The organism is Fodinibacter luteus, from assembly GCF_039541575.1.
GTDB classification, from domain to species: domain Bacteria; phylum Actinomycetota; class Actinomycetes; order Actinomycetales; family Dermatophilaceae; genus Fodinibacter; species Fodinibacter luteus.
This window is the reverse complement of sequence record NZ_BAABGM010000007.1, coordinates 13,040-31,317: the sequence shown is the minus strand read 5'-3', so window position 1 is coordinate 31,317 and position 18,278 is coordinate 13,040. Positions and strand designations below refer to the sequence as shown.

General features: G+C 75.3%; 18 protein-coding genes and 1 pseudogene. 5 read left to right on the top strand and 14 right to left on the bottom strand.

The genetic code is table 11. The features are described from left to right. Nucleotides 1–2: 2 nt before the first annotated feature. The 8 genes from rpmF to ABD899_RS05120 all read right to left on the bottom strand — a co-directional run bounded on the left by rpmF (nt 3) and on the right by ABD899_RS05120 (nt 8,855). The gene (rpmF, locus tag ABD899_RS05155) at nt 3–197 is read right to left on the bottom strand and encodes a 50S ribosomal protein L32 (protein ID WP_345203099.1); all 195 of its coding nucleotides are present in this window, start codon (nt 195–197) and stop codon (nt 3–5) included. 1 nt (nt 198) lies between these two features. Further along, nucleotides 199–777, bottom strand: coding sequence for a YceD family protein (locus ABD899_RS05150; protein ID WP_345203097.1), 579 nt, complete (start codon nt 775–777; stop codon nt 199–201). Nucleotides 778–893: 116 nt separating this feature from the next. Further along, the gene (locus ABD899_RS05145; RefSeq protein WP_345203094.1) at nt 894–2,996 is read right to left on the bottom strand and encodes an acyltransferase family protein; all 2,103 of its coding nucleotides are present in this window, start codon (nt 2,994–2,996) and stop codon (nt 894–896) included. After that, nucleotides 2,983–3,489 (bottom strand): pantetheine-phosphate adenylyltransferase, encoded by a 507-nt coding sequence (gene coaD, locus ABD899_RS05140; protein ID WP_345203092.1) that lies wholly within the window; start codon nt 3,487–3,489, stop codon nt 2,983–2,985. The genes ABD899_RS05145 and coaD overlap by 14 nt, the downstream gene beginning before the upstream one ends. Nucleotides 3,490–3,593: 104 nt before the next feature. Then, complete coding sequence (locus ABD899_RS05135; RefSeq protein ID WP_345203090.1) at nt 3,594–4,217, bottom strand: hemerythrin domain-containing protein; 624 nt, start codon at nt 4,215–4,217, stop codon at nt 3,594–3,596. A 92-nt stretch (nt 4,218–4,309) separates the two neighbouring features. Next, complete coding sequence (gene rsmD / locus ABD899_RS05130; RefSeq protein WP_345203087.1) at nt 4,310–4,873, bottom strand: 16S rRNA (guanine(966)-N(2))-methyltransferase RsmD; 564 nt, start codon at nt 4,871–4,873, stop codon at nt 4,310–4,312. A gap of 1 nt (nt 4,874) precedes the next feature. Further along, nucleotides 4,875–7,058: an ATP-dependent DNA helicase RecG gene (locus ABD899_RS05125; protein ID WP_345203084.1), complete on the bottom strand. Its 2,184-nt coding sequence runs from the start codon at nt 7,056–7,058 to the stop codon at nt 4,875–4,877. 15 nt (nt 7,059–7,073) lie between these two features. After that, the gene (locus ABD899_RS05120) at nt 7,074–8,855 is read right to left on the bottom strand and encodes a DAK2 domain-containing protein (RefSeq protein WP_345203082.1); all 1,782 of its coding nucleotides are present in this window, start codon (nt 8,853–8,855) and stop codon (nt 7,074–7,076) included. A 142-nt stretch (nt 8,856–8,997) separates the two neighbouring features. On the opposite strand from ABD899_RS05120, the gene rpmB reads away from it, so the two are divergent. Beyond that, entirely contained in the window at nt 8,998–9,192 is a 195-nt protein-coding gene (gene rpmB / locus ABD899_RS05115; protein WP_010849146.1) for a 50S ribosomal protein L28, read from the top strand. 196 nt (nt 9,193–9,388) lie between these two features. Here rpmB and thiL read toward each other — a convergent pair whose 3' ends face one another. Then, nucleotides 9,389–10,561, bottom strand: a complete 1,173-nt coding sequence (gene thiL / locus ABD899_RS05110; RefSeq protein ID WP_345203077.1) for a thiamine-phosphate kinase — start codon at nt 10,559–10,561, stop codon at nt 9,389–9,391. Nucleotides 10,562–10,687: 126 nt separating this feature from the next. Here thiL and ABD899_RS05105 point away from each other — a divergent pair, with 126 nt between their 5' ends. Together ABD899_RS05105 and ABD899_RS05100 are read left to right on the top strand one after the other, a co-directional pair. After that, nucleotides 10,688–10,921 (top strand): Lrp/AsnC family transcriptional regulator, encoded by a 234-nt coding sequence (locus ABD899_RS05105; protein WP_345203074.1) that lies wholly within the window; start codon nt 10,688–10,690, stop codon nt 10,919–10,921. A gap of 38 nt (nt 10,922–10,959) precedes the next feature. After that, the gene (locus tag ABD899_RS05100) at nt 10,960–11,373 is read left to right on the top strand and encodes a DUF3515 family protein (protein WP_345203071.1); all 414 of its coding nucleotides are present in this window, start codon (nt 10,960–10,962) and stop codon (nt 11,371–11,373) included. 142 nt (nt 11,374–11,515) lie between these two features. Here the strand turns inward: ABD899_RS05100 and ABD899_RS05095 are convergent, their stop codons facing one another. Continuing rightward, entirely contained in the window at nt 11,516–12,670 is a 1,155-nt protein-coding gene (locus ABD899_RS05095) for a D-alanine--D-alanine ligase family protein (protein ID WP_345203068.1), read from the bottom strand. A 75-nt stretch (nt 12,671–12,745) separates the two neighbouring features. Here ABD899_RS05095 and ABD899_RS05090 point away from each other — a divergent pair, with 75 nt between their 5' ends. Then, nucleotides 12,746–13,843 (top strand): trans-sulfuration enzyme family protein, encoded by a 1,098-nt coding sequence (locus ABD899_RS05090; protein ID WP_345203065.1) that lies wholly within the window; start codon nt 12,746–12,748, stop codon nt 13,841–13,843. Nucleotides 13,844–13,968: 125 nt separating this feature from the next. On the opposite strand, the gene ABD899_RS05085 is transcribed toward ABD899_RS05090, so the two are convergent. After that, nucleotides 13,969–14,967, bottom strand: a complete 999-nt coding sequence (locus ABD899_RS05085; protein ID WP_345203063.1) for an NAD(P)H-dependent glycerol-3-phosphate dehydrogenase — start codon at nt 14,965–14,967, stop codon at nt 13,969–13,971. Next, complete coding sequence (locus ABD899_RS05080; protein ID WP_345203060.1) at nt 14,964–15,722, bottom strand: lysophospholipid acyltransferase family protein; 759 nt, start codon at nt 15,720–15,722, stop codon at nt 14,964–14,966. The genes ABD899_RS05085 and ABD899_RS05080 overlap by 4 nt, the downstream gene beginning before the upstream one ends. A 90-nt stretch (nt 15,723–15,812) precedes the next feature. Between ABD899_RS05080 and cofC the strand changes: the two genes are divergently transcribed. Then, nucleotides 15,813–16,661, top strand: coding sequence for a 2-phospho-L-lactate guanylyltransferase (cofC, locus tag ABD899_RS05075; RefSeq protein ID WP_345203058.1), 849 nt, complete (start codon nt 15,813–15,815; stop codon nt 16,659–16,661). 6 nt (nt 16,662–16,667) lie between these two features. Here cofC and ABD899_RS05070 read toward each other — a convergent pair. After that, nucleotides 16,668–17,207: pseudogene (locus ABD899_RS05070) on the bottom strand (UDP-N-acetylglucosamine 1-carboxyvinyltransferase); the annotation flags it as partial. 15 nt (nt 17,208–17,222) lie between these two features. Beyond that, nucleotides 17,223–18,167 carry an HU family DNA-binding protein gene (locus tag ABD899_RS05065; protein ID WP_345203055.1) on the bottom strand — a complete coding sequence of 315 codons (945 nt, stop codon included), beginning with the start codon at nt 18,165–18,167 and terminating at the stop codon, nt 17,223–17,225. Nucleotides 18,168–18,278: the final 111 nt, after the last annotated feature.

Here is an 18,278-nt window from a genome sequence, read left to right as displayed (position 1 = left end):
GATCAGCCCTGGTGCTCGGTGCGCTCGGCGGCGCCGTAGTGGCGGCCCTTGTAGGTGCCACACGACGGGCACGCGACGTGCGGCTGGGTCGGCGACTTGCACTGGGGGCAGGTCGTCGTGGCGACGGCCGTCGCCTTCCAGTTGGCGCGGCGCGAGCGGGTGTTGGAGCGCGACATCTTCCGCTTCGGAACGGCCACGTCAGGTCCTCTTCTCTGTCGGCGTGGGCGAGGTCTCGGTCAGGACCGAGAGCGCCGCCCATCGGGGGTCGATCAGGTCGTGCTGGTGCCCGGGATCCTCCGCGAGCGGGATGCCGCACTCGGAGCACAACCCGGGGCAGTCGGGCCGGCACACCGGCTTGAACGGCAGTGCGGGCACCACCGTGTCACGGAGCACCGGCTCGAGGTCGATGAGACCGTCCTCGATCCGGAGCTCCTCGTCGGCGTCCTCGTCCCCCACCTCGCGGTGGTGGTCGTGGCGCTCGGCGTAGACGAACAGCTCCTGGAAGGACCCGTCGACCTCCTGGCTGACGGGGTCCAGGCACCGCACGCAGGCGCCGGTCGCCGTGCCACGGACCGAACCGGTGACGAGCACGCCCTCGACGACGGACTCCAGGCGCAGGTCGAGGGCGAGGGGCTGGCCCTCCTCGACGCGCATGACGTCCGTGCCGAAGTCACTCGGCGCCCCGACCTCACGGACCAGCTCACTCATCGCCCCGGGTCGACGGCCCACGAGCTTGGTGTCGAGCACCATCGGGGACCGGGGGTCGAGTCGAGTCATGAGCCTTGGGTGTCGTCGGGGGTGGTTCGGCCACGCCACACGGACGCAGACCGAGGGTCAAGGTTACCGGTCGGGGGCCGTGCACCCAAACCGGATGCCGGGGCCCGGCATCCGCGTCATCCCTGCGGTCCGCGCTCGAGGGCCTGCTCGACCGCGGCGGCGACCCGGGGAGCGAGCGTCGCGGCGTACGTCGCGGTGAGGTGGTCCCCCGCGCGGTGCACGGCGACGTTGCCGATGACGACGGGGCAGCGCTCCTCGGGGCAGATCCACGCCGTGAGGTCGAGCAGGCGCACCCCGGGCCCCGACGCCGCGGCGGCCTCCCGTTGCACCGGCAGGCCGCTGCCCGAGGTCGCCGGACCGGCGTCGAACGCGCACCGGGTGAGCTCGCGCGGGTGCCGGGCCGCGCAGATGTCGAGGTCGTCCGGGGACAGCGGGCTGTCGCCGACGACGACGACCGGCACCCCCCCGTCGGCGAGCGAGCGCCACAACGAGGCGTAGCCCTCGACGAGCGGACGGCGCTGGGGGCCGTCCGCCGTCCAGGCGCTCGTCGCGACCCCGGAGGTGACGACGACGTCGGGAGGGTCGGCACGCAGGCGGCCGAGCACAGCATCCCGCCACGCGTCGCACTCCGGGTACGCCAGGCCCGCCTCGGTGGCCGGGGCGTTCGAGAACGCGCACGACGACTTCCCCCACGTGACGACCCGCCAGCCGCGCGACGAGGCCGCCTCCTCGAGCGCCGGCAGCCACTGCATCGCCTTCGAGTCCCCGACGAGGGCGACCGTCGTCGGGCCGTCGGGGTCGCCGAAGGTGCAGGCCAACGGCTCCGTCGTCGCGACGTCGACCTGGCACCGGTCGACGTCCGCCGCGGGGCGGTCCTCGCCGGAGACGAGGGGGTCGGGGGTCACCCAGCCGGGGTCGTCGACGCCGGCGGGCGGCTCGTCGAGGCGCACCGTGGCGGCCCCGAGCGCGGAGACCGGCGGCAGCACGCCACCCGGCGGGGTCGTGTCGAACGGCGAGCGCAGCGGCAGGAGCGGCAGGGCGACGAGCACCCCGGCGCACGACAGCGCGAGCCCGCCGGCGAGCACGGCCCGTGGCCGCTCCCGCAGCCACGGCCCGTGGTGGATCGGCGACTCGACGAGGCGCCACGACAGCCAGGCCGGGACGAGGGAGGCGAGGGCGAGCGCGACCGTGCCCCACGCCGGCAGGGTGCTGCCCGCCCAGTCGACCGTCCACTCACCGAGGACGATGACGGGCCAGTGCCAGAGGTAGATGGAGTACGACAGGGCACCGACCCACACGAGAGGACGCGACCCGAGCAGGCGGACCGGCCCGAGTGGCGCCCCCCGCCACCCCACCCAGATGAGCACGGCGGTCGGCACGGTGGGCAGCAGCGCCCAGGCGCTCGGCCACTCGATGCCCTCGGGGAGGAACGCCGCCACCGCCAGGAGGGCCACGAGAGCGGCCCACCCGAGCGCCGCCCGGGCCAGCGACCCCGGCGTCCGACCCGGTTCCGGGTCCGGCCGTGGCCGCCCCGCGAGGGCCACCGCGAGCAGGGCGCCGATGCCGAGCTCCCACACCCGGGTCGTCGTCGTGAAGAACGCCGGGCGCGGGGAGGCGTGCGAGAACCAGAGCGACCACAGGAACGACGACGCGACGAGGGTGCCCAGCGCGAGGGCGACGACCCGCCGGCTCGGCCGGCGCACGAGCAGGGAGAGGACGATGAGCAGCAGGGGCCAGACGACGTAGAACTGCTCCTCGACCGCGAGCGACCAGTAGTGCTGGACGGGCGAGGGGCGCAGGTCCGAGGCGAGGTAGTCGACCTCGCGCCGGGCGAAGACCCAGTTGACGACGTACGCGGCCGACGCCGCGATGTCGACCCCGATGTCGCGTCGGCGCAGGCCGGGCACGACGACGAACGACACGAGCGAGGTGACGACGAGCACGAGCACGGCGGCGGGCAGGAGCCGCCGGACCCGGCGCCCGACGAAGCGCGACCACGAGATCGTGCCGCTCCGGTCGAGCTCGGCGACGAGCAGGCCGGTGATGAGGAAGCCGGAGATGACGAAGAACACGTCGACGCCGACGAAGCCGCCGTGCAGCGGCAGCCCGGCGTGGTGCGCGAGGACGGTGAGGATCGCGACCGCGCGCAGGCCCTCGATGTCGGGCCGGAAGCCGCTGCGGGTGGCGGTGCCCTCGGAGCCCCGCTCAGCCGCCGGCACGCAGGCGGGCGACGAGGGCGTCGCGCACGTCGTCGGGAACGAGGTCGGTCACGTCGCCGCCGTAGCGGGCGACCTCCTTGACGAGCGAGCTCGAGACGTGGCCCAGGGCGGGGTCCCCGGGCACGAAGACGGTCTCGATGCCGGTGAGGTGGCGGTTCATGAAGGCCATCGGCAGCTCGTACTCGAAGTCCGTCGACCCGCGCAGCCCCTTGACGACGACGGTGGCCCCGACGTCGCGGCACACGTCGACGAGCAGGCGTCCTGCGAACGCCTCGACCCGCACCCGGTCCGAGAGCCCGAGGGCCGCGACGGCCCGCTCGACGAAGCCCAGGCGCTCGTCGACCGTGAAGGTCCCCGCCTTGGCCGGGTTGTGCAGGAGGGCGACGACCACCTCGTCGTGCAGGGCCGCGGCGCGCTCGACGACGTCGAGGTGCCCGGCGGTGACGGGGTCGTAGGAGCCGGGGCACACGGCTCGGCTGGGGCGGGGGGTCACGGGCACCACGCTACCGACGCCACGCCCCGCCTTCTTCGCCCTGGGTGCTCAGGTGGCTGCCCCGGCGACCACCTGAGCACCCAACTCGAGTGCGATGCCGTGGTTCAGGCCTTCTTGGCCGACTCCTCGATCTCCTCGGCCTGCTTCTTCGCCTCCCCCTTGACGGCGTCGGCCTCCTCACGGGCCTCCTCGGGCGCGAGCACGCCCTCGGCGACGGCCTCGTCGAGGAGGGTGGCGACCTGCTCCTCGGACGCACAGCCCTGCTCGAGCAGCTCGTTGCGCCGGGTCGCCCACTCGACGCCGAGCTCCTCGCGGCGCGCGAGCGCGACCTCCTCACGGGCCGGGTTGAGGATCGTCTGCTCCTCCTCGTTCGCGTGGTGGTTGACGACCGTCGCGAGCTCCTCGAGCGCGTCGTCGTACTTCTGCGTGTCGGTGCCGCGGGCCTGGAGGAACGCGAGCAGCGCCTCGTTGATCTCAGCGTGCTCCTCCTCGCTGTGCTCCTGCTCGTGGCCGCCGATGGCCCGGCTGCGCCGCAGCTGGGGGTAGACCTTCTCCTCCTCGGCCAGGGCGTGCGCGACGAGCACCTCGGCGAGCGCCCGGCGCGCGGCGGCGCGGTCGGAGTCGGTGCGGCGGCACTCGCGCAGGAGGTCCTCGAAGAGCCGGTGGTCGTCGAGGATGAGCTCGAGCACGTCGCCGCTCGTGGGCCGGGGGATGTCGATGTCGGTCATGGGCCCATCATGGCCGAGCCGGCGGGTGTCGTGGGGCCCGTCGTCCGCGGGACTGCCGCAGGTCGGATGCCGGCGCGTGCGTCCGCTCGCCGTCACCCCCGGGTGGCGAGCCAGAGGGTGGTCTCGCCGTACTTCTTCGCCTTCGCGACGCGATGGATGCCGTCGGGCCAGGCGGGCTCCGGGCTGCGCGACGAGCGCTCGACGACGACGAGGCCCTCCGCGGCGAGCCACCCGGCGGCCAGCCGCGCGAGGACCGCGCCGAGCTCGTGCTCGCCGACCTCGTACGGCGGGTCGACGAGCACGATGTCGGCGGCGTCGGAAGGCCCGGGGTCGGGGGCGAGCGCCGCCTGCACGCTGGCGCGAACCACCCGGATGCCGGGCAGCCCCAGCTCGCGCGCGTTCCGGGCGACGAGCTCGGCCGCCCGCCGGTCGGACTCGACGAGCACGACGGTGGCCGCACCGCGCGAGGCCGCCTCGAGGCCGAGTGCACCCGACCCCGCGTAGAGGTCGAGGACGCGCGCGCCGCGCACGACGTCGCGCGCGTCGAGTGCGGAGAACAGCGCCTCGCGCACCCGGTCGCTCGTCGGGCGGGTGCCCGACCCGGGCGGGGTGCGCAGGGTGCGGCCGCCCGCGCTGCCGGCGATGATCCGGGTCACCTCAGCCCCGCTCCAGGTAGGCGGCCTGCTCGGCGTCGACGCGGGCCCGGACCGCCGCGGCGAGCACGGGGTGCCCCGTCAGGTCCGGGTCGGCGGCGACGAGGGCGAAGGCGTCCTCGCGGGCCGCCTCGATGACCTCCTCGTCCTCGAGGATGTGGAGGAACTCGAGCTGGCTGCGCCGGCCGTGCTGGGCCGCGCCGAGGATGTCGCCCTCGCGGCGCTGCGAGAGGTCGAGCCGGGCGAGGGCGAACCCGTCGGTCGTCGCGGCCACCGCGTCGAGCCGCACCGTCGCGGGCTCGGCGTCGGTCCCCGTGACGAGGAGGCACAGGCCGGGGTGGCCGCCCCGGCCGATCCGTCCGCGCAGCTGGTGCAGCTGCGAGACCCCGAAGCGGTCGGCGTCCATGACGACCATGACGCTCGCGTTGGGCACGTCGACCCCGACCTCGATGACGGTCGTCGAGACGAGGACGTCGACCTCGCCGCGCTGGAAGCGTGCCATGACGGCGTCCTTGTCCTCGGGTGGAAGGCGGCCGTGGAGCACCTCGACCCGCAGCCCGGCGAGAGCCGGCTCCTCGAGCAGCCCGGCGTGCACGGCGTGGACGCTCTTGAGCGGGCGGGCCGGGGCACGCGGGGCCTCGTCGTCGTCGCCGAGTGGCTCCTCGCGCAGGTCGGCACCCTCGCCCGTGCCGTCGTCGGCCGGGTCGTCGTCGCCGATCCGGGGGCAGACGACGTAGGCCTGTCGGCCGGCCCGGACCTCCTCGGCGACCCGGGCCCACGTGCGCGCCATCCACCCGGGCCGGTCCTCGGGGACGACGTGCGTCGTGATGGGGGCTCGCCCGGCGGGCAGCTCGCGCAGCGTCGAGGTCTCGAGGTCGCCGAAGACCGTCATGGCGACGGTGCGGGGGATGGGGGTCGCGGTCATGACGAGGACGTGCGGCGGCACGACCCCCTTGCCGCGCAGGGCGTCGCGCTGCTCGACCCCGAAGCGGTGCTGCTCGTCGACGACGACGAGGGCCAGGTCGCGGAAGTCGACGTTCTCCTGGAGCAGCGCGTGGGTGCCGACGACGATGCCGGCGTCGCCGCTCGCCGCGTCGAGCAGCGCGGTGCGGCGCTGAGCGGTCGACCGGCTCCCGGTGAGCAGGGCGACCCGGGTCCCCCGCTCGGCGCCCCCGAGCAGGCCGCCCTCGGCGAGCGGACCGAGCATCGCGGTGATCGTGCGGTGGTGCTGCGCGGCGAGCACCTCGGTCGGGGCGAGCAGCGCGGCCTGCCCCCCGGCATCCACGGCGGCGAGCATGGCGCGCAGCGCGACGACCGTCTTGCCCGACCCGACCTCGCCCTGGAGCAGCCGGTGCATCGGCACCGGGCGGCCCATCTCCGCCGCGATCGTCGCGCCGACCTCGCGCTGGCCGGCCGTGAGCTCGAAGGGCAGTGCCGCGTCGAAGGCCTCGAGGATGCCGCCGGGCCGGGCGGTGCGCGGCGTCGTCGCCTGGCCGGATGCCGTGAGCCGGCGCTGCGCGAGCGTGACCTGGAGGACGAACGCCTCCTCGAAGCGCAACCGGCGTCGGGCCTGCTCGACCTCGTGCCACGTGGCCGGGGTGTGGATGCCGCGCAGCGCCTCGGTGCGCGAGACGAGCCGTCGGGCGGTGCGCACCTCGACCGGCACGGGGTCGGGCACGTCGTCGAGGACGTCGAGCACCCGGCGCACGCTCTCGGCGACGGTCCACGTGTGCATCGAGCCCACGGAGCGGTAGATCGGGATGAGGTCGCGGCGCTCGCCGTCGTCGACGTCGTCGAGCATCGTGTAGCCGGGGTGGGTCAGCTGGAGGCGGCGGTTGTAGGTGCTGACCGTGCCGGCGAAGATGCCGCGGGCTCCCGGGACGAGGACCTTCTCGTGGCCCCACGCCTTGAAGAACGTGAGGTCGATGTCGTGCCGGCCGTCGGTGATGACGACGTTGAGCATCGTCCCCTTGCGCTCGCGCATCCGCCGGGTCGACGCGCTCTTGACCTCGGCGACCCCGACGAGGAACGTGCCCGGCTCCGCCGACCCGAGGTCGCTCTCGCGGGTGCGGTAGCGCCGCGGCCAGAAGGCGAGCAGGTCACCGACGGTGTGGATGTCGCGGGCCGACGCGAACTTCTTCGCCGCGCTCGCGATGATCGGCGTGAGCTTGCTCGACTCGGTCGCCACTCAGGGCACCCCCACTCACTCCACCCCGATGAGGAGCGGGTAGACGGGCTGCCCGCCCTCGACGACGACGACCTCGAGCTCGGGTCGGTCGTGCTCGAGCGACGCGGCCGTGCGCTGGGCCAGGCCCGGGGCGGCCTGGGCGCCGACGACGAGGGTGACGAGCTCGCCGCCCGCCGACAGCAGCCGGTCGAGCACGTCGCGGGCCGCGGTCTCGACGTCGGCGCCGAGGAACGCGACGTCGCCGTCGACGATGCCGAGCACGTCGCCGGGGTGGCACACGCCGGCCCAGGTCAGCGCTTCCTTCGTCGCGACCGACACCGCGCCGTGCCGGGTGGCGACCGCGGCGCCGGTCATCGCGACGACGTTGGCGTGGAGCGGGCGGGCGGGGTCGAGCACGGCGAGGGCCGCGAGCGCCTGTACGGTCGTGCGGGCCGGGACGACGTGGGCGTCGACGCCCTCGCCCGAGGCGGCCTGGGCCGCGACCTCGGCGGCCATGAGGGTGTCCTTGTCGCCCGGCAGGATGACGGCGGCGTGGGCTCCGGTCGAGCGCACCGCGGTGAGCAGCTGCCCGGCCGAGGCGCGGCGACCCGGGCCGGAGTCGACGACGACCGCTCCGGCCTCACGCAGCAGCGCCGCGATGCCCGGACCGGCTGAGCACGCGACGACGGCGAGCGGGACGGGCTGCTCGCGGATCGCCACCTGGCTCGCGAAGTGGGTGATCCGGACCCGCTCGGGGCGCCCCGCGGCGATGCCGGCCTCAACGGCGGCGCCGGGGTCGTCGACGTGGACGTGCACGTTCCACAGGTCCGGGCCGCCGACGACGAGGAGGGAGTCGCCGAGCCCGTCGAGCGTGCGCGTGAGCCGCTCGACCGCCTCGGCGCTCGTGTCGCCGAGGAGGTACATCACCTCGTAGGCCGGACCGTCGGAGACGGCCTCACCGGCGAGGTCGAGCGGGTCGTGGCCGGGGAGCGGTCCGGCGACGGAGAGCGGGGTGCCGCCGGGAGCGACGCCCCGCTCGGCTCCGGTCGCCGTGGCCGAGGTGGCGACGGGGGGGCCCGCGGACGGCTCGGCTGGCGCGACCGGGGGCAGGCGCCACTCGTCGCGCCGGTGCAGGGCGGGGCCGGCCGACAGCAGGCCCTCGTCGGTGGCGCTCCACCGGCCGGTGACGAGGCGGTGGAACGACTCGAGCATGAGCACGCAGCCGGCGCCGCCGGCGTCGACGACCCCGGCCCGCGCGAGGGCCTCGAGCTGGTCGGGGGTGCGGGCGAGGGCATCGTGCGCCGCGTCGACCGCGGCCTCGCACACGTCGGCGATGGAGGCCCCGCCCTCGGCGGCCTCGACGGCCGCGGCCGCCCCGGCATCCGCGACGGTGAGGATGGTGCCCTCCTGCGGGTGCGCGACGCAGGCGCGGGCCGCGGCGGCACCGCGCGCGAAGGCGTCGGCGAGCAGGAGGGCGTCGACGACCTCGGCGTCGGCGTCGATGACGGCGTCGCACAGCCCGCCGACGAGCTGGCTGACGATGACGCCGGAGTTGCCGCGGGCGGACAGGAGGATGGCCCGTTTGAGGGTGCGGCACTCGCGCACGAGCGAGGCCTCGCCGAGGATGCCGGCCTCCTCGTGGACGGCGACGACCTCGTCGATGGCCGCGTCGAAGGTGAGGTAGAGGTTGGTGCCGGTGTCGCCGTCGGGCACGGGGAAGACGTTGAGGGCGTCGATCTCGGTGCGCCGGGCCGCGAGCGCCGCCCGGGTGAGCAGGGCCCAGTGGCGGGCGTCGGCGGCGGTGAGCACATCGGGCACGGCCTCACCCTAACGGCCGGCACCCGCAGCCCCAGGCGGCGTTTTGGTCGGTCGGGTGCGGCTCGGCTACTCTTGTCCGGTTGCGCGCCTGCCCGTGCGGGCCGCCGAAGACCACCCTCACCACATCCGTAGGAGATCACCCGTGGCTGCCAACTGCGACGTCTGCGGCAAGGGACCCGGTTTCGGGCACAGCATCTCGCACTCGCACCGCCGCACCAAGCGTCGCTGGAACCCCAACATCCAGCGCGTCAAGGCGCTCGTCGGCGACGCCGGTGTGACCCCGAAGCGGCTCAACGTCTGCACCTCCTGCCTCAAGGCGGGCAAGGTCAAGCGCTGAGGTCCTGACGCACCGAGGAGCGGGCGGTCCCCACGGGGGTCCGCCCGCTCTCGTCTGCCCGGCGCCCGCGACCCGTCTGCCCGGCGCCCGCGACCCGTCTGCTCAGCGCCCGCGACCTCGTGCGACTCCCCTGCGGTTCTCTCACGATCGAGCCCGGTGAACTGCACCCAGGTCGCACGGAGTCGGGGTCGCCGGGTCATGAGCGGGCGAAGTGGTCCCAGCCCTTCGCCTCGGGCACCGTGCCGTCGACGGTGACGAGGATGCCGTCTCCGGACGAGGGCAGGACCCGCCCGACGACGTGCCACGCCTCCGGGCCGCCGTCCTCGCCCTCCTCGCCGTCCTCGAGCTCTGGGCTGGCGGGTGGGCTGGCGGCCGGGCTGGCGGATGGGCTGGCGGGCGGCAGGGACGCCGCGTCGGCGAAGGCCCCCACGAGGCAGTGCTCCTCCCCGCCGGACAGCACCTGGCGCATCGCCTCGCCCTCGCCCAGGGCCAGGGTGAGCGGCCCCACGGCGTAGCGCTCGCGCAGCACCGTACCGTCGAGGTCGATGCGCACGCCGCTCGCCGCAGCGACCCGGCCCAGGTCGGTCACCAGCCCGTCCGAGACGTCGACGACGGCGTGCGCCCCGACGGCCGCGGCCCGCGGCCCGGCTCGCCACGGGGGCACCGGTGCCCGGTGGTGGCGCATGAGGGCCCGCACGGCGAGCGCCCGCTCCCCCGGTGCCTCGCGCTCGCCAGGGCGGCCGGTCGAGCGGCCGGCGGAGCGCCCAGCCGAGCGCCCGGCATCCATGGACGGCATCCGGTCGGGGTCCGGCTCGCCGCGCTCGTAGAGCGCGAGCCCGCCGCCGGACCGGCCGAGCGACCCGCACACGGCGACGACGTCGCCGGGTCGCGCCCCCGAGCGCAGCACCGGGGCCAGCCCGCGCAGGTCGCCGAGTGCCGTGACGGAGACGACGACGACCCCCGGCGGGGCGGCGGACAGGTCGCCGCCGACGACGGGCGCACTGGCCTGCTCGGCGAGCGAGGATATGCCGCGGGCCAGGTCGACGGCCCACTCCACCTCGAGGTCGGGGTCGGCGACGAGCGAGACGAGCAGCGCGGTCGGCACCGCCCCCATGGCCGCCACGTCGGCGAGGTTCTGGGCGGCCACCTTGACCCCGACGTCGTGGGCGCTCGACCACTCGTCGCGCCAGTCCAGGCCGCGCACCATCGAGTCGGTCGTCGCGACGACCGAGCCCCCCGGGGTGCCGACGACCGCGGCGTCGTCGCCCGGCCCGACGGTCACGGTGCCCCACGCCGGAGGCCGGGCCCCGGCGTACACGGGGAAGACGCGGGCGAGCAGCTCGCCCTCGCTGACGTCGCGCAGTCGCACGCTGACCCAACCCTCCCGAGACGTGGGGACCACCGGCACGGTAGCGTCTGGAGCGCGCCGGTCTCGACGGGCGCGCCCCGACCGCAGGGGCCGAGCGGCCCCGACGAACGAAGAGGTGGCACTTCAGTGGTACAGGCCTACATCCTGATCCAGACCGACGTCGGCCGCGCCGCGTCCGTCGCCGAGTCGATCGCCCAGCTCGAGGGTGTCGCCCTCGCCGAGGACGTCACCGGGCCCTACGACGTCATCGCCCGGGTCGAGGCCCAGACCGTCGACGAGCTCGGCAAGCTCGTCATCGCCAAGATCCAGGACGTCGAGGGCATCACCCGCACCCTCACCTGCACGGTGGTGCACGTCTGACCGGGGGACGCCCCCGCACGACGGCGGCCGCGCTCGGCGTGGCCGCCGTCGCGCTGTCCGCGTGCTCGTCCGCCGTCGAGGTGGCCGTGCCGGCGGCCGGGTCCTCGCCGGCGTGCGAGGCGGCGGCACGGGCCTGGCCGGACGAGGTCTCGGGGATGCCGCGCCGCGACACCGCGCCCGGCGGCCCCGCCGTCGCCGCCTGGGGGGACCCCGCCGTCGTCGCCCGCTGCGGCGTGGCCTCCCCCGGGCCCACCGACACCGAGTGCCTCGAGGTCGACGGCGTGGGCTGGATCCCGGAGCGCCTCAGCGACGGAACGCGGTTCACGTCGTTCGGCCACGAGCCGGCGCTCGAGGTGCTCGTGCCCCGGGAGTACGCCCCCGAGGGCCTGCTCCTGCCGGCCTTCGCCCCGGCCGCGTCGGCCCTGCCCGGCAACGGCCTGCGCTGCCGCTGACCCGCCCGCCCCCGCTCCCCCCTCCGAGACTTCTCCGCCCCATGAGGCAAGCGCGAGGTTCGCCGGGGTTGTCTTCCCCTGCGAAGGTGGCTCTACCCTCATGGGGCGGAAAAGTGGGCCGGGAGGCGTCGGCAGGCCCCGCTCAGCGCAGGCCGGTGCGCCGTTCGAGCGCGAGCCCGATGAGCTCGTCGATGAGCTCGGGATAGGACATCCCGCTCGCGGCCCACATCCGCGGGTACATCGAGCTCGGGGTGAACCCCGGCATCGTGTTGACCTCGTTGACGAGCACGTCGCCGTCGTCGGTGAGGAAGAAGTCGACCCGCGCGAGCCCTTCACACCCCGCGACGTCGAACGCCAGCGCCGCCATCTCGCGGATCCGGTCGGCCACCGCGTCGGGCACGTCGGCGGGGCAGTCCAGGCGCACGTCGCCCGCCGCGAGGTACTTCGCGTCGAAGTCGTAGAACTCGTGGTTCTGCACGACGATGCACTCGCCGACGACGCTCGTGCGCGTCGGGTCGGTGCCCCGGCCCTCGAGCACGCCGCACTCGATCTCGCGCCCGAACACCGCCGCCTCGACGACGACCTTGGGGTCGTGCTCGCGCGCCGCCTCGATCGCGGCCTCGAGGGCCTGCGGCTCCGACACCTTCGTGATCCCCATGCTCGAGCCCGCCCGCGCCGGCTTGACGAACACCGGCCACGAGAGCCCGTGCACGGCATCCATCGCGGCGGCCGGGTCGCGGCGCCACTCCTTGTCGGTGATGACGACGTAGGGCCCGATCGGCAGCCCCGACGCCGCGAGCAGCACCTTCATGACGTGCTTGTCCATCATCGCCGCGGATGCCGTGACACCCGACCCGACGTACCGCACGTCGGCGAGGTCGAGCAGGCCCTGGATCGTGCCGTCCTCGCCGAACGGCCCGTGGAGCAGGGGGAAGACGACGTCGACCTCGCCGAGGGTGCGCGGCGGCTGCCCGGCCTCGTGGACCGACAGGGTGCGGTCGGTGGCGCTCGTCGGCAGGATGACGCTGGGCGCCGCGGTGTCGACCTCCGGCACGTGGCCGGTGGCGAGGCGCAGTGCCTCTGGGTCGTCGGGCGCGAGCACCCAGTGGCCGTCGCGGGCGATGCCGACGGGCACGACGTCGTAGCGGTCGCGGTCGAGCGCCTCGAGCACGCTCGCGGCCGTCGCGCACGACACGGCGTGCTCGGAGGAGCGCCCGCCGAAGACGAGGGCGACGCGGGTGCGGCGGGGCGCGTCCGCCTCGGGCGCAGGGGCGGGGCGGGTCTCGTCGGTGCTCATCGTCGGCGACTCTATCGGCTGCCGCGGGCCGGACGAGGACCCCCGGAAGGTGGGCCGACGGCATAGCCTGACGCCGTGACGACGACCCCGCCCGGACCCGACCCCGACCGGCTCTCCCCCGCGACGCGCGTCGTCCAGCTCGGGCGCGAGGCGGCCGCCGCGGGCGGGCAGGTGGGGGCGCCGCTCGTGCTCAGCTCGACGTACCACGCGGGCGGCGACGTCGTGTACGCTCGGTCGGGCAACCCGACGTGGAGCGCCTTCGAGGAGGCCCTCGGCGACCTCGAGGGCGGCGACGCGCTCGTGCTCGCCTCCGGGATGGCGGCGGTGACCGCCGCCCTCTCGCTGCTCCCCCATGCAGGGACGGTCGTCGCTCCCGACGCGGCCTACAACGGCGTCGTCGCGACCCTCGCCGCCCGCGAGGCCGAGGGTGCCGCGACGGTGCGGCGCGTCGACGTCACCGACACCGCCGCCGTCGTGGCCGCCCTCGACGGGGCCGACCTGCTGTGGCTCGAGTCACCGACGAACCCCCTCCTCGAGGTCGCCGACCTGCCGACCCTGCTCGGCGCCGCGCGGGATCGCGGGGTGCTCTCGGTCGTCGACAACACGTTCGCGACCCCGCTGCTCCAGCGGCCCCTCGAGCACGGCGCCGACGTCGTCGTCCACTCCGTGACGAAGTACCTCGCCGGGCACAGCGACGTGCTGCTCGGCGCGGTCGTCACCGCCCGCTCGGATGCCGGGCGGGCCGTCCACGAGCGGCTCACCACCCACCGCACCCTGCACGGCGGGGTCGCGGGGCCGATGGAGGTGTGGCTCGCGCTGCGCGGCCTGCGCACCCTCCACCTGCGCGTCGAGCGGGCCCAGGCGAACGCCGGCGAGCTCGCGGACCGGCTCGCGAGCCACCCGGCGGTCGCGCGGGTGCGCCACCCCGGCTGGGGCGGCATCGTCTCGATCGAGGTGGCCGGGGGCGCCGAGGCCGCCGAACGGGTGTGCGCCGCGACCCGCCTGTGGGTGCACTCGACGAGCCTCGGCGGCGTCGAGAGCCAGCTCGAGCGGCGCCGGCGGATCCCGAGCGAGCCGCCGCAGGTGCCCGACAACCTCGTGCGGCTCTCGGTCGGCATCGAGGACGTCGACGACCTCTGGCGCGACCTCGCCCGGGCCCTCGACCGAGCCTGACCGGTCACCGGCTTCCTCGCGGGACTCCTCGCCTCGGGTGCTCACGTGGTCGCCCGGGCCGCCATCTCCGCACCCGAGGCCGAGGGCGGGGCCGGGAACGGGAGCGGGAGGGCCCCGGCGCGGGGTCAGGCGGTCTCGGCCTTGCGGGGCCGCGAGAGCAGCGCCGAGACGACCTCCTGCGCCGTGCGGTCGTGCTGGATCATCGCGTCGACCTGCTCGATGATCGGCACGTCGACGTCGTTCTTGCGGGCGAGCTCGAGGATCGACGTGCACGACTTCACACCCTCGGCCGTCTGCCGGGTCACGGCGATGACCTCGGAGACGGCCATCCCCTGGCCGAGGCGGACCCCGAAGGAGTGGTTGCGCGACAGCGGCGACATGCACGTCGCGATGAGGTCGCCCACCCCGGCGAGCCCGGCGAAGGTCGCCGCCTCGCCGCCGAGCGCCAGGCCGAGTCGCATCGTCTCGGCGAGACCGCGGGTGATGATCGACGCCTTGGAGTTGTCACCCATCCCGAGCCCCTCCGCCATCCCGACGGCGAGGGCGATGACGTTCTTCACCGCTCCGCAGATCTCGGTGCCGACGACGTCGGTGCCCGTGTAGGGCCGGAAGTACGGGGCCGCGCACGCCGCCGCGACGAGCTCGGCCATCGCGGGGCTCGACGACGCGACGACCGATGCCGCGGGCTGCTTCACGGCGATCTCGCGGGCGAGGTTGGGGCCGGACACGATGACGATGCGCTCGGCCTCGACCCCACCGACCTCGGCGATGACCTCGGACATCCGCTTCGTCGTGCCGAGCTCGACGCCCTTCATGAGCGAGACGACCGCGGCGGACGAGGGCAGCGCCGCCCCCCACCGGCCGAGGTTGTCGCGCAGGGTCTGCGACGGCACGGCGAGGACGACGATGTCGGCCCCGGCGGCTGCCTCGGCCGGGTCGGTCGTCGCCCGGATCGTGCTCGGCAGGCGCAGCTCGGGCAGGTAGTCGTCGTTGGTGCCCGCGTTGATCTGTGCCACGACCTCGGGACGGCGACCCCACATCGTGACGGTCGTGCCGGCATCCGCGAGGACGGACGCGAAGGCGGTCCCCCAGCTGCCGGTGCCGTAGACCGCTGCGCTCGTCATGAGGCCTCCTCGAGGGGGCGGGGCTTGCCGATGGGGGTCACGTGGTGGCGGCGGGGGTCGAAGCGGGTCGCCGGGGCCCGCTCGCCCCGGATCGACTCGAGCTCGTGGGTCAGGGCCGCCATGATCCGGTCGGTGGCCGTGCGCAGCACCTCGGCGCTGATCGGCCGGCCCCGCAGGTCGTCGAGCGGCACCGGAGGGCCTGCCTGCAGGGTCACCGTCTTGCGTGGGAGCAGCCGCAGCCGCCCCCCGTACGGCGGGACGATCTCGTGGGCCCCCCAGGAGGCGACGGGGACGACCGGGCAGCCGGTCTCGAGCGCGACGCGCGCCGCCCCGGTCTTGCCCCGCATCGGCCACAGGCCCGGGTCGCGGGTGATGGAGCCCTCGGGGTAGATCGCGACGGTCTTGCCGGCCCGCACGGCGGCGACCGCCGAGCGGAGGGCGTCGGAGGCCCGCTCGGACTCGCGGAACACGGGGATCTGGTCGGCCTGGCGCACGATCCACCCGACGACGGGCACGTCGAACACCTCGACCTTGCCGAGGAACCGGGGCGAGTACCCGTGGTCGACGAAGTAGTGCGCGAACACGAGGGCGTCGAGGTGGGAGTAGTGGTTCGTCACGACGACGAAGCCGCCCTCGGGGGGCAGGTTCTCGGCCCCCGACCAGCGCCGCCGCGTGAAGAGCATGAAGAGCGGGCGGAGCACGGCGACGGCGAAGCGGTAGGCGAGGGGCCTGGAGTGGTCCGTGGGGGTCGTCACGCGCTGCCTTCCGTGGGGGCGGGTCAAGGCATTGTGGTCCGCCCACGGGGCGATGTCGAGCGCGGCGCGACGTGTTGGCAGGATCGGGGCGTGCGCGCACCCGAGCCGGAGTGGGCCGTCGTCGTCCCGGTCAAGGGCGGACCTCTCGCGAAGAGCCGCCTCCGGCTCCCGCGCCCCTCCCGGGCGGCCCTCGCCGACGCCTTCGCGCGCGACACGGTGGCGGCCCTCGCGGCCGGGATGCCGGGCGCCCCCGTCCTCGTCGTCAGCGCCGACCCCGGCGTGGCGGGGTGGGTCACCCGCGCCGGTCACCTCCCGGTCCCCGACCCCGGGGGCGGGCTCGACGCGGCCGTTGCCGCGGGGGTGGCCGCGGCGCGCGGCGTCGGGGCCGGCCGGGCCGCCGTCGTGCTCGGGGACCACCCGGCGCTCCGGCCCGGTGAGGTGCGCGCGGCCCTCGGCGCAGCGGCGGCGCACACCGCGTGCGTCGTGCCCGACGCGGAGGACGACGGCACCGCCCTGCTCACCCTGCCGACGACCCCTCCGGTGCGCACCGCCTTCGGCCCGGGCAGTGCCGTGGCGCACGAGCGACTCGGCCACACCCGCCTCCTCCTCGACCTGCCCGGCCTTCGCGTCGACGTCGACGACGCGGCATCCCTCGCGTCCGCGGTGCGGATCGGGCTCGGCGCGCACACCGCCCGGGCCCTCGCGGGCGCTACCGTTCACGGTGTGCAGGCGAGCATCCACCGCATCGAGGACGACGGCTCGGGGTCGGCCCTGCTCGACGACGGGGTCGAGGTCGTCGTGCCCCCGGGGGCGGCCGTGGCGAGCGGGCTGCGCCACCTGCGCGTCGGCCAGCGGGTCAGCGTCGAGCTCGACGCCACGGGGCGGGCGGCCACCCGGGTCTGGGTCGTCGGCATCGGCCCCGGCGAGGACGTGCGCTGAACGCGCTCACGGCATCTTGTAGGCCGCCCCGAGCGCGTCGAGCTTGTCGGAGAAGCGCTCGTACCCCCGGTAGATGAGGTCGATGCCGTGCACCGTGGACCGTCCGTCGGCGGCGAGCGCGGCGATGAGGTAGCTGAACCCGCCACGCAGGTCGGGGACCGTGATCTCGCCGGCCCGCAGCGGGGTCGGGCCCGAGATGACCGCCGAGTGCTGGAAGTTGGCCCGACCGAAGCGGCACGGTGACCCGCCGAGGCACTCGCGGTAGGTCTGGATCTGCGCCCCGGCCCGCACGAGCGCGTCGGTGAACCCGAGCCGGTTCTCGTAGACGGTCTCGTGGATGATCGACAGCCCCCGCGTCTGGGTGAGCGCGACGACGAGGGGCTGCTGCCAGTCGGTCATGAAGCCGGGGTGCACGTCGGTCTCGAGCGCGATGGCGCGCAGCGTCCCGCCGGGGTGCCAGAAGCGGATGCCCTGGTCGTCGACGTCGAAGGCGCCGCCGATCCGCCGGAAGACGTTGAGGAACGGCATCATCGGCAGCTGGCGCGCGGGTGCCGCGCCGGGTCAGCGCGTGGACTTCGTCGCCGACTTCTTCGCCGGGGCCTTCTTCGCCGAAGCCTTCGTCGCCGGGGCCTTCTTCGCGGCCTTCTTCGCGGATGCCGTCCTCGACGCGGTCGTGGACGCCGCCTTCGTCGCCGCGGCCTTCGCCGGAGCCTTGCGGGTCGCCGCGTTGGTCGTCGTCGCCGCCTTCGTCGTGGCCTTCTTCGTCGCCGCCTTCGCCGGGGCCGCCTTCGTCGCCGCCTTGGACGGTGCCTTCCTCGCGGTCGACGACGCGGACTTCGTCGACGTCGTCGCGGTCTTCTTCGCCCCGGCCTTCTTCGGGGCCGACGTCGCCGGCGCCGCCTTCGCGGCGGTCTTCGCCGCCTTCCTCGTCGCCGTCGCCGCCCTGGCCGGGGCCTTCGCCGCGGCGGCCTTCGTGGATGCCGCCTTCGCGGGTGCCTTGGTGACGGCCGCCTTCGCCGGCGCGGTCGCCAGGTCGGCCACCGCCTTCGTCGTCTCCGCCGCCTTGCGGGCGGTGGCGGCGGTCGTCGCGGCCACCGCCTTCGCCGCGCCCCGGGCCGTGCCCGCCGCCGCGTCGGCCGCGCGGGCCGCGGCCTTGACGGGTGCGGCTGCCGCTGCGGCCGCTGCCCCCGCGGCGGCACGGCCGGTGGCCGGCGCGGACTTCGGCAGGCTGCTCGGCTTCTTGACGTACGCCTTGAACGACGTCCCGGCCCGGAAGCGGGGCGCCTTGGCCTTGGGGATGCGCACCGAGGTGCCGGTGTGCGGGTTGCGTCCGGTGCGCGCCGCCCGCTCGACCCGGTCGAAGGTCCCGAACCCGGTGATCGAGACCTTCCCACCCCGGGCGATCTCCCTCACGATCGTGTCGAACACCGCCTCGACGGCCTCGACGGCGGCCTTGCGGCTGCCGAGTCGCTTCTCGAGCTCCTTGACGAGATCTGCCTTGTTCACCGTGGATCCACTCCCACTCGTGAGGGCGCCGGGGACACCCGACGGCGTTGTCGCGGCCGGCGAGTCACCGGGCCTGGTCCGACGCTATGCCCGGGCGCGCGCGCCGTCCAC

Coding starts and splice junctions, on each gene's coding strand:
- ABD899_RS05150 (WP_345203097.1), bottom strand. CDS start 777: ATGACTCGACTCGACCCCCGGTCCCCGATGGTGCTCGACACCAAGCTC.
- ABD899_RS05135 (WP_345203090.1), bottom strand. CDS start 4,217: ATGACCGACATCGACATCCCCCGGCCCACGAGCGGCGACGTGCTCGAG.
- ABD899_RS05095 (WP_345203068.1), bottom strand. CDS start 12,670: ATGAGCACCGACGAGACCCGCCCCGCCCCTGCGCCCGAGGCGGACGCG.
- ABD899_RS05085 (WP_345203063.1), bottom strand. CDS start 14,967: ATGACGAGCGCAGCGGTCTACGGCACCGGCAGCTGGGGGACCGCCTTC.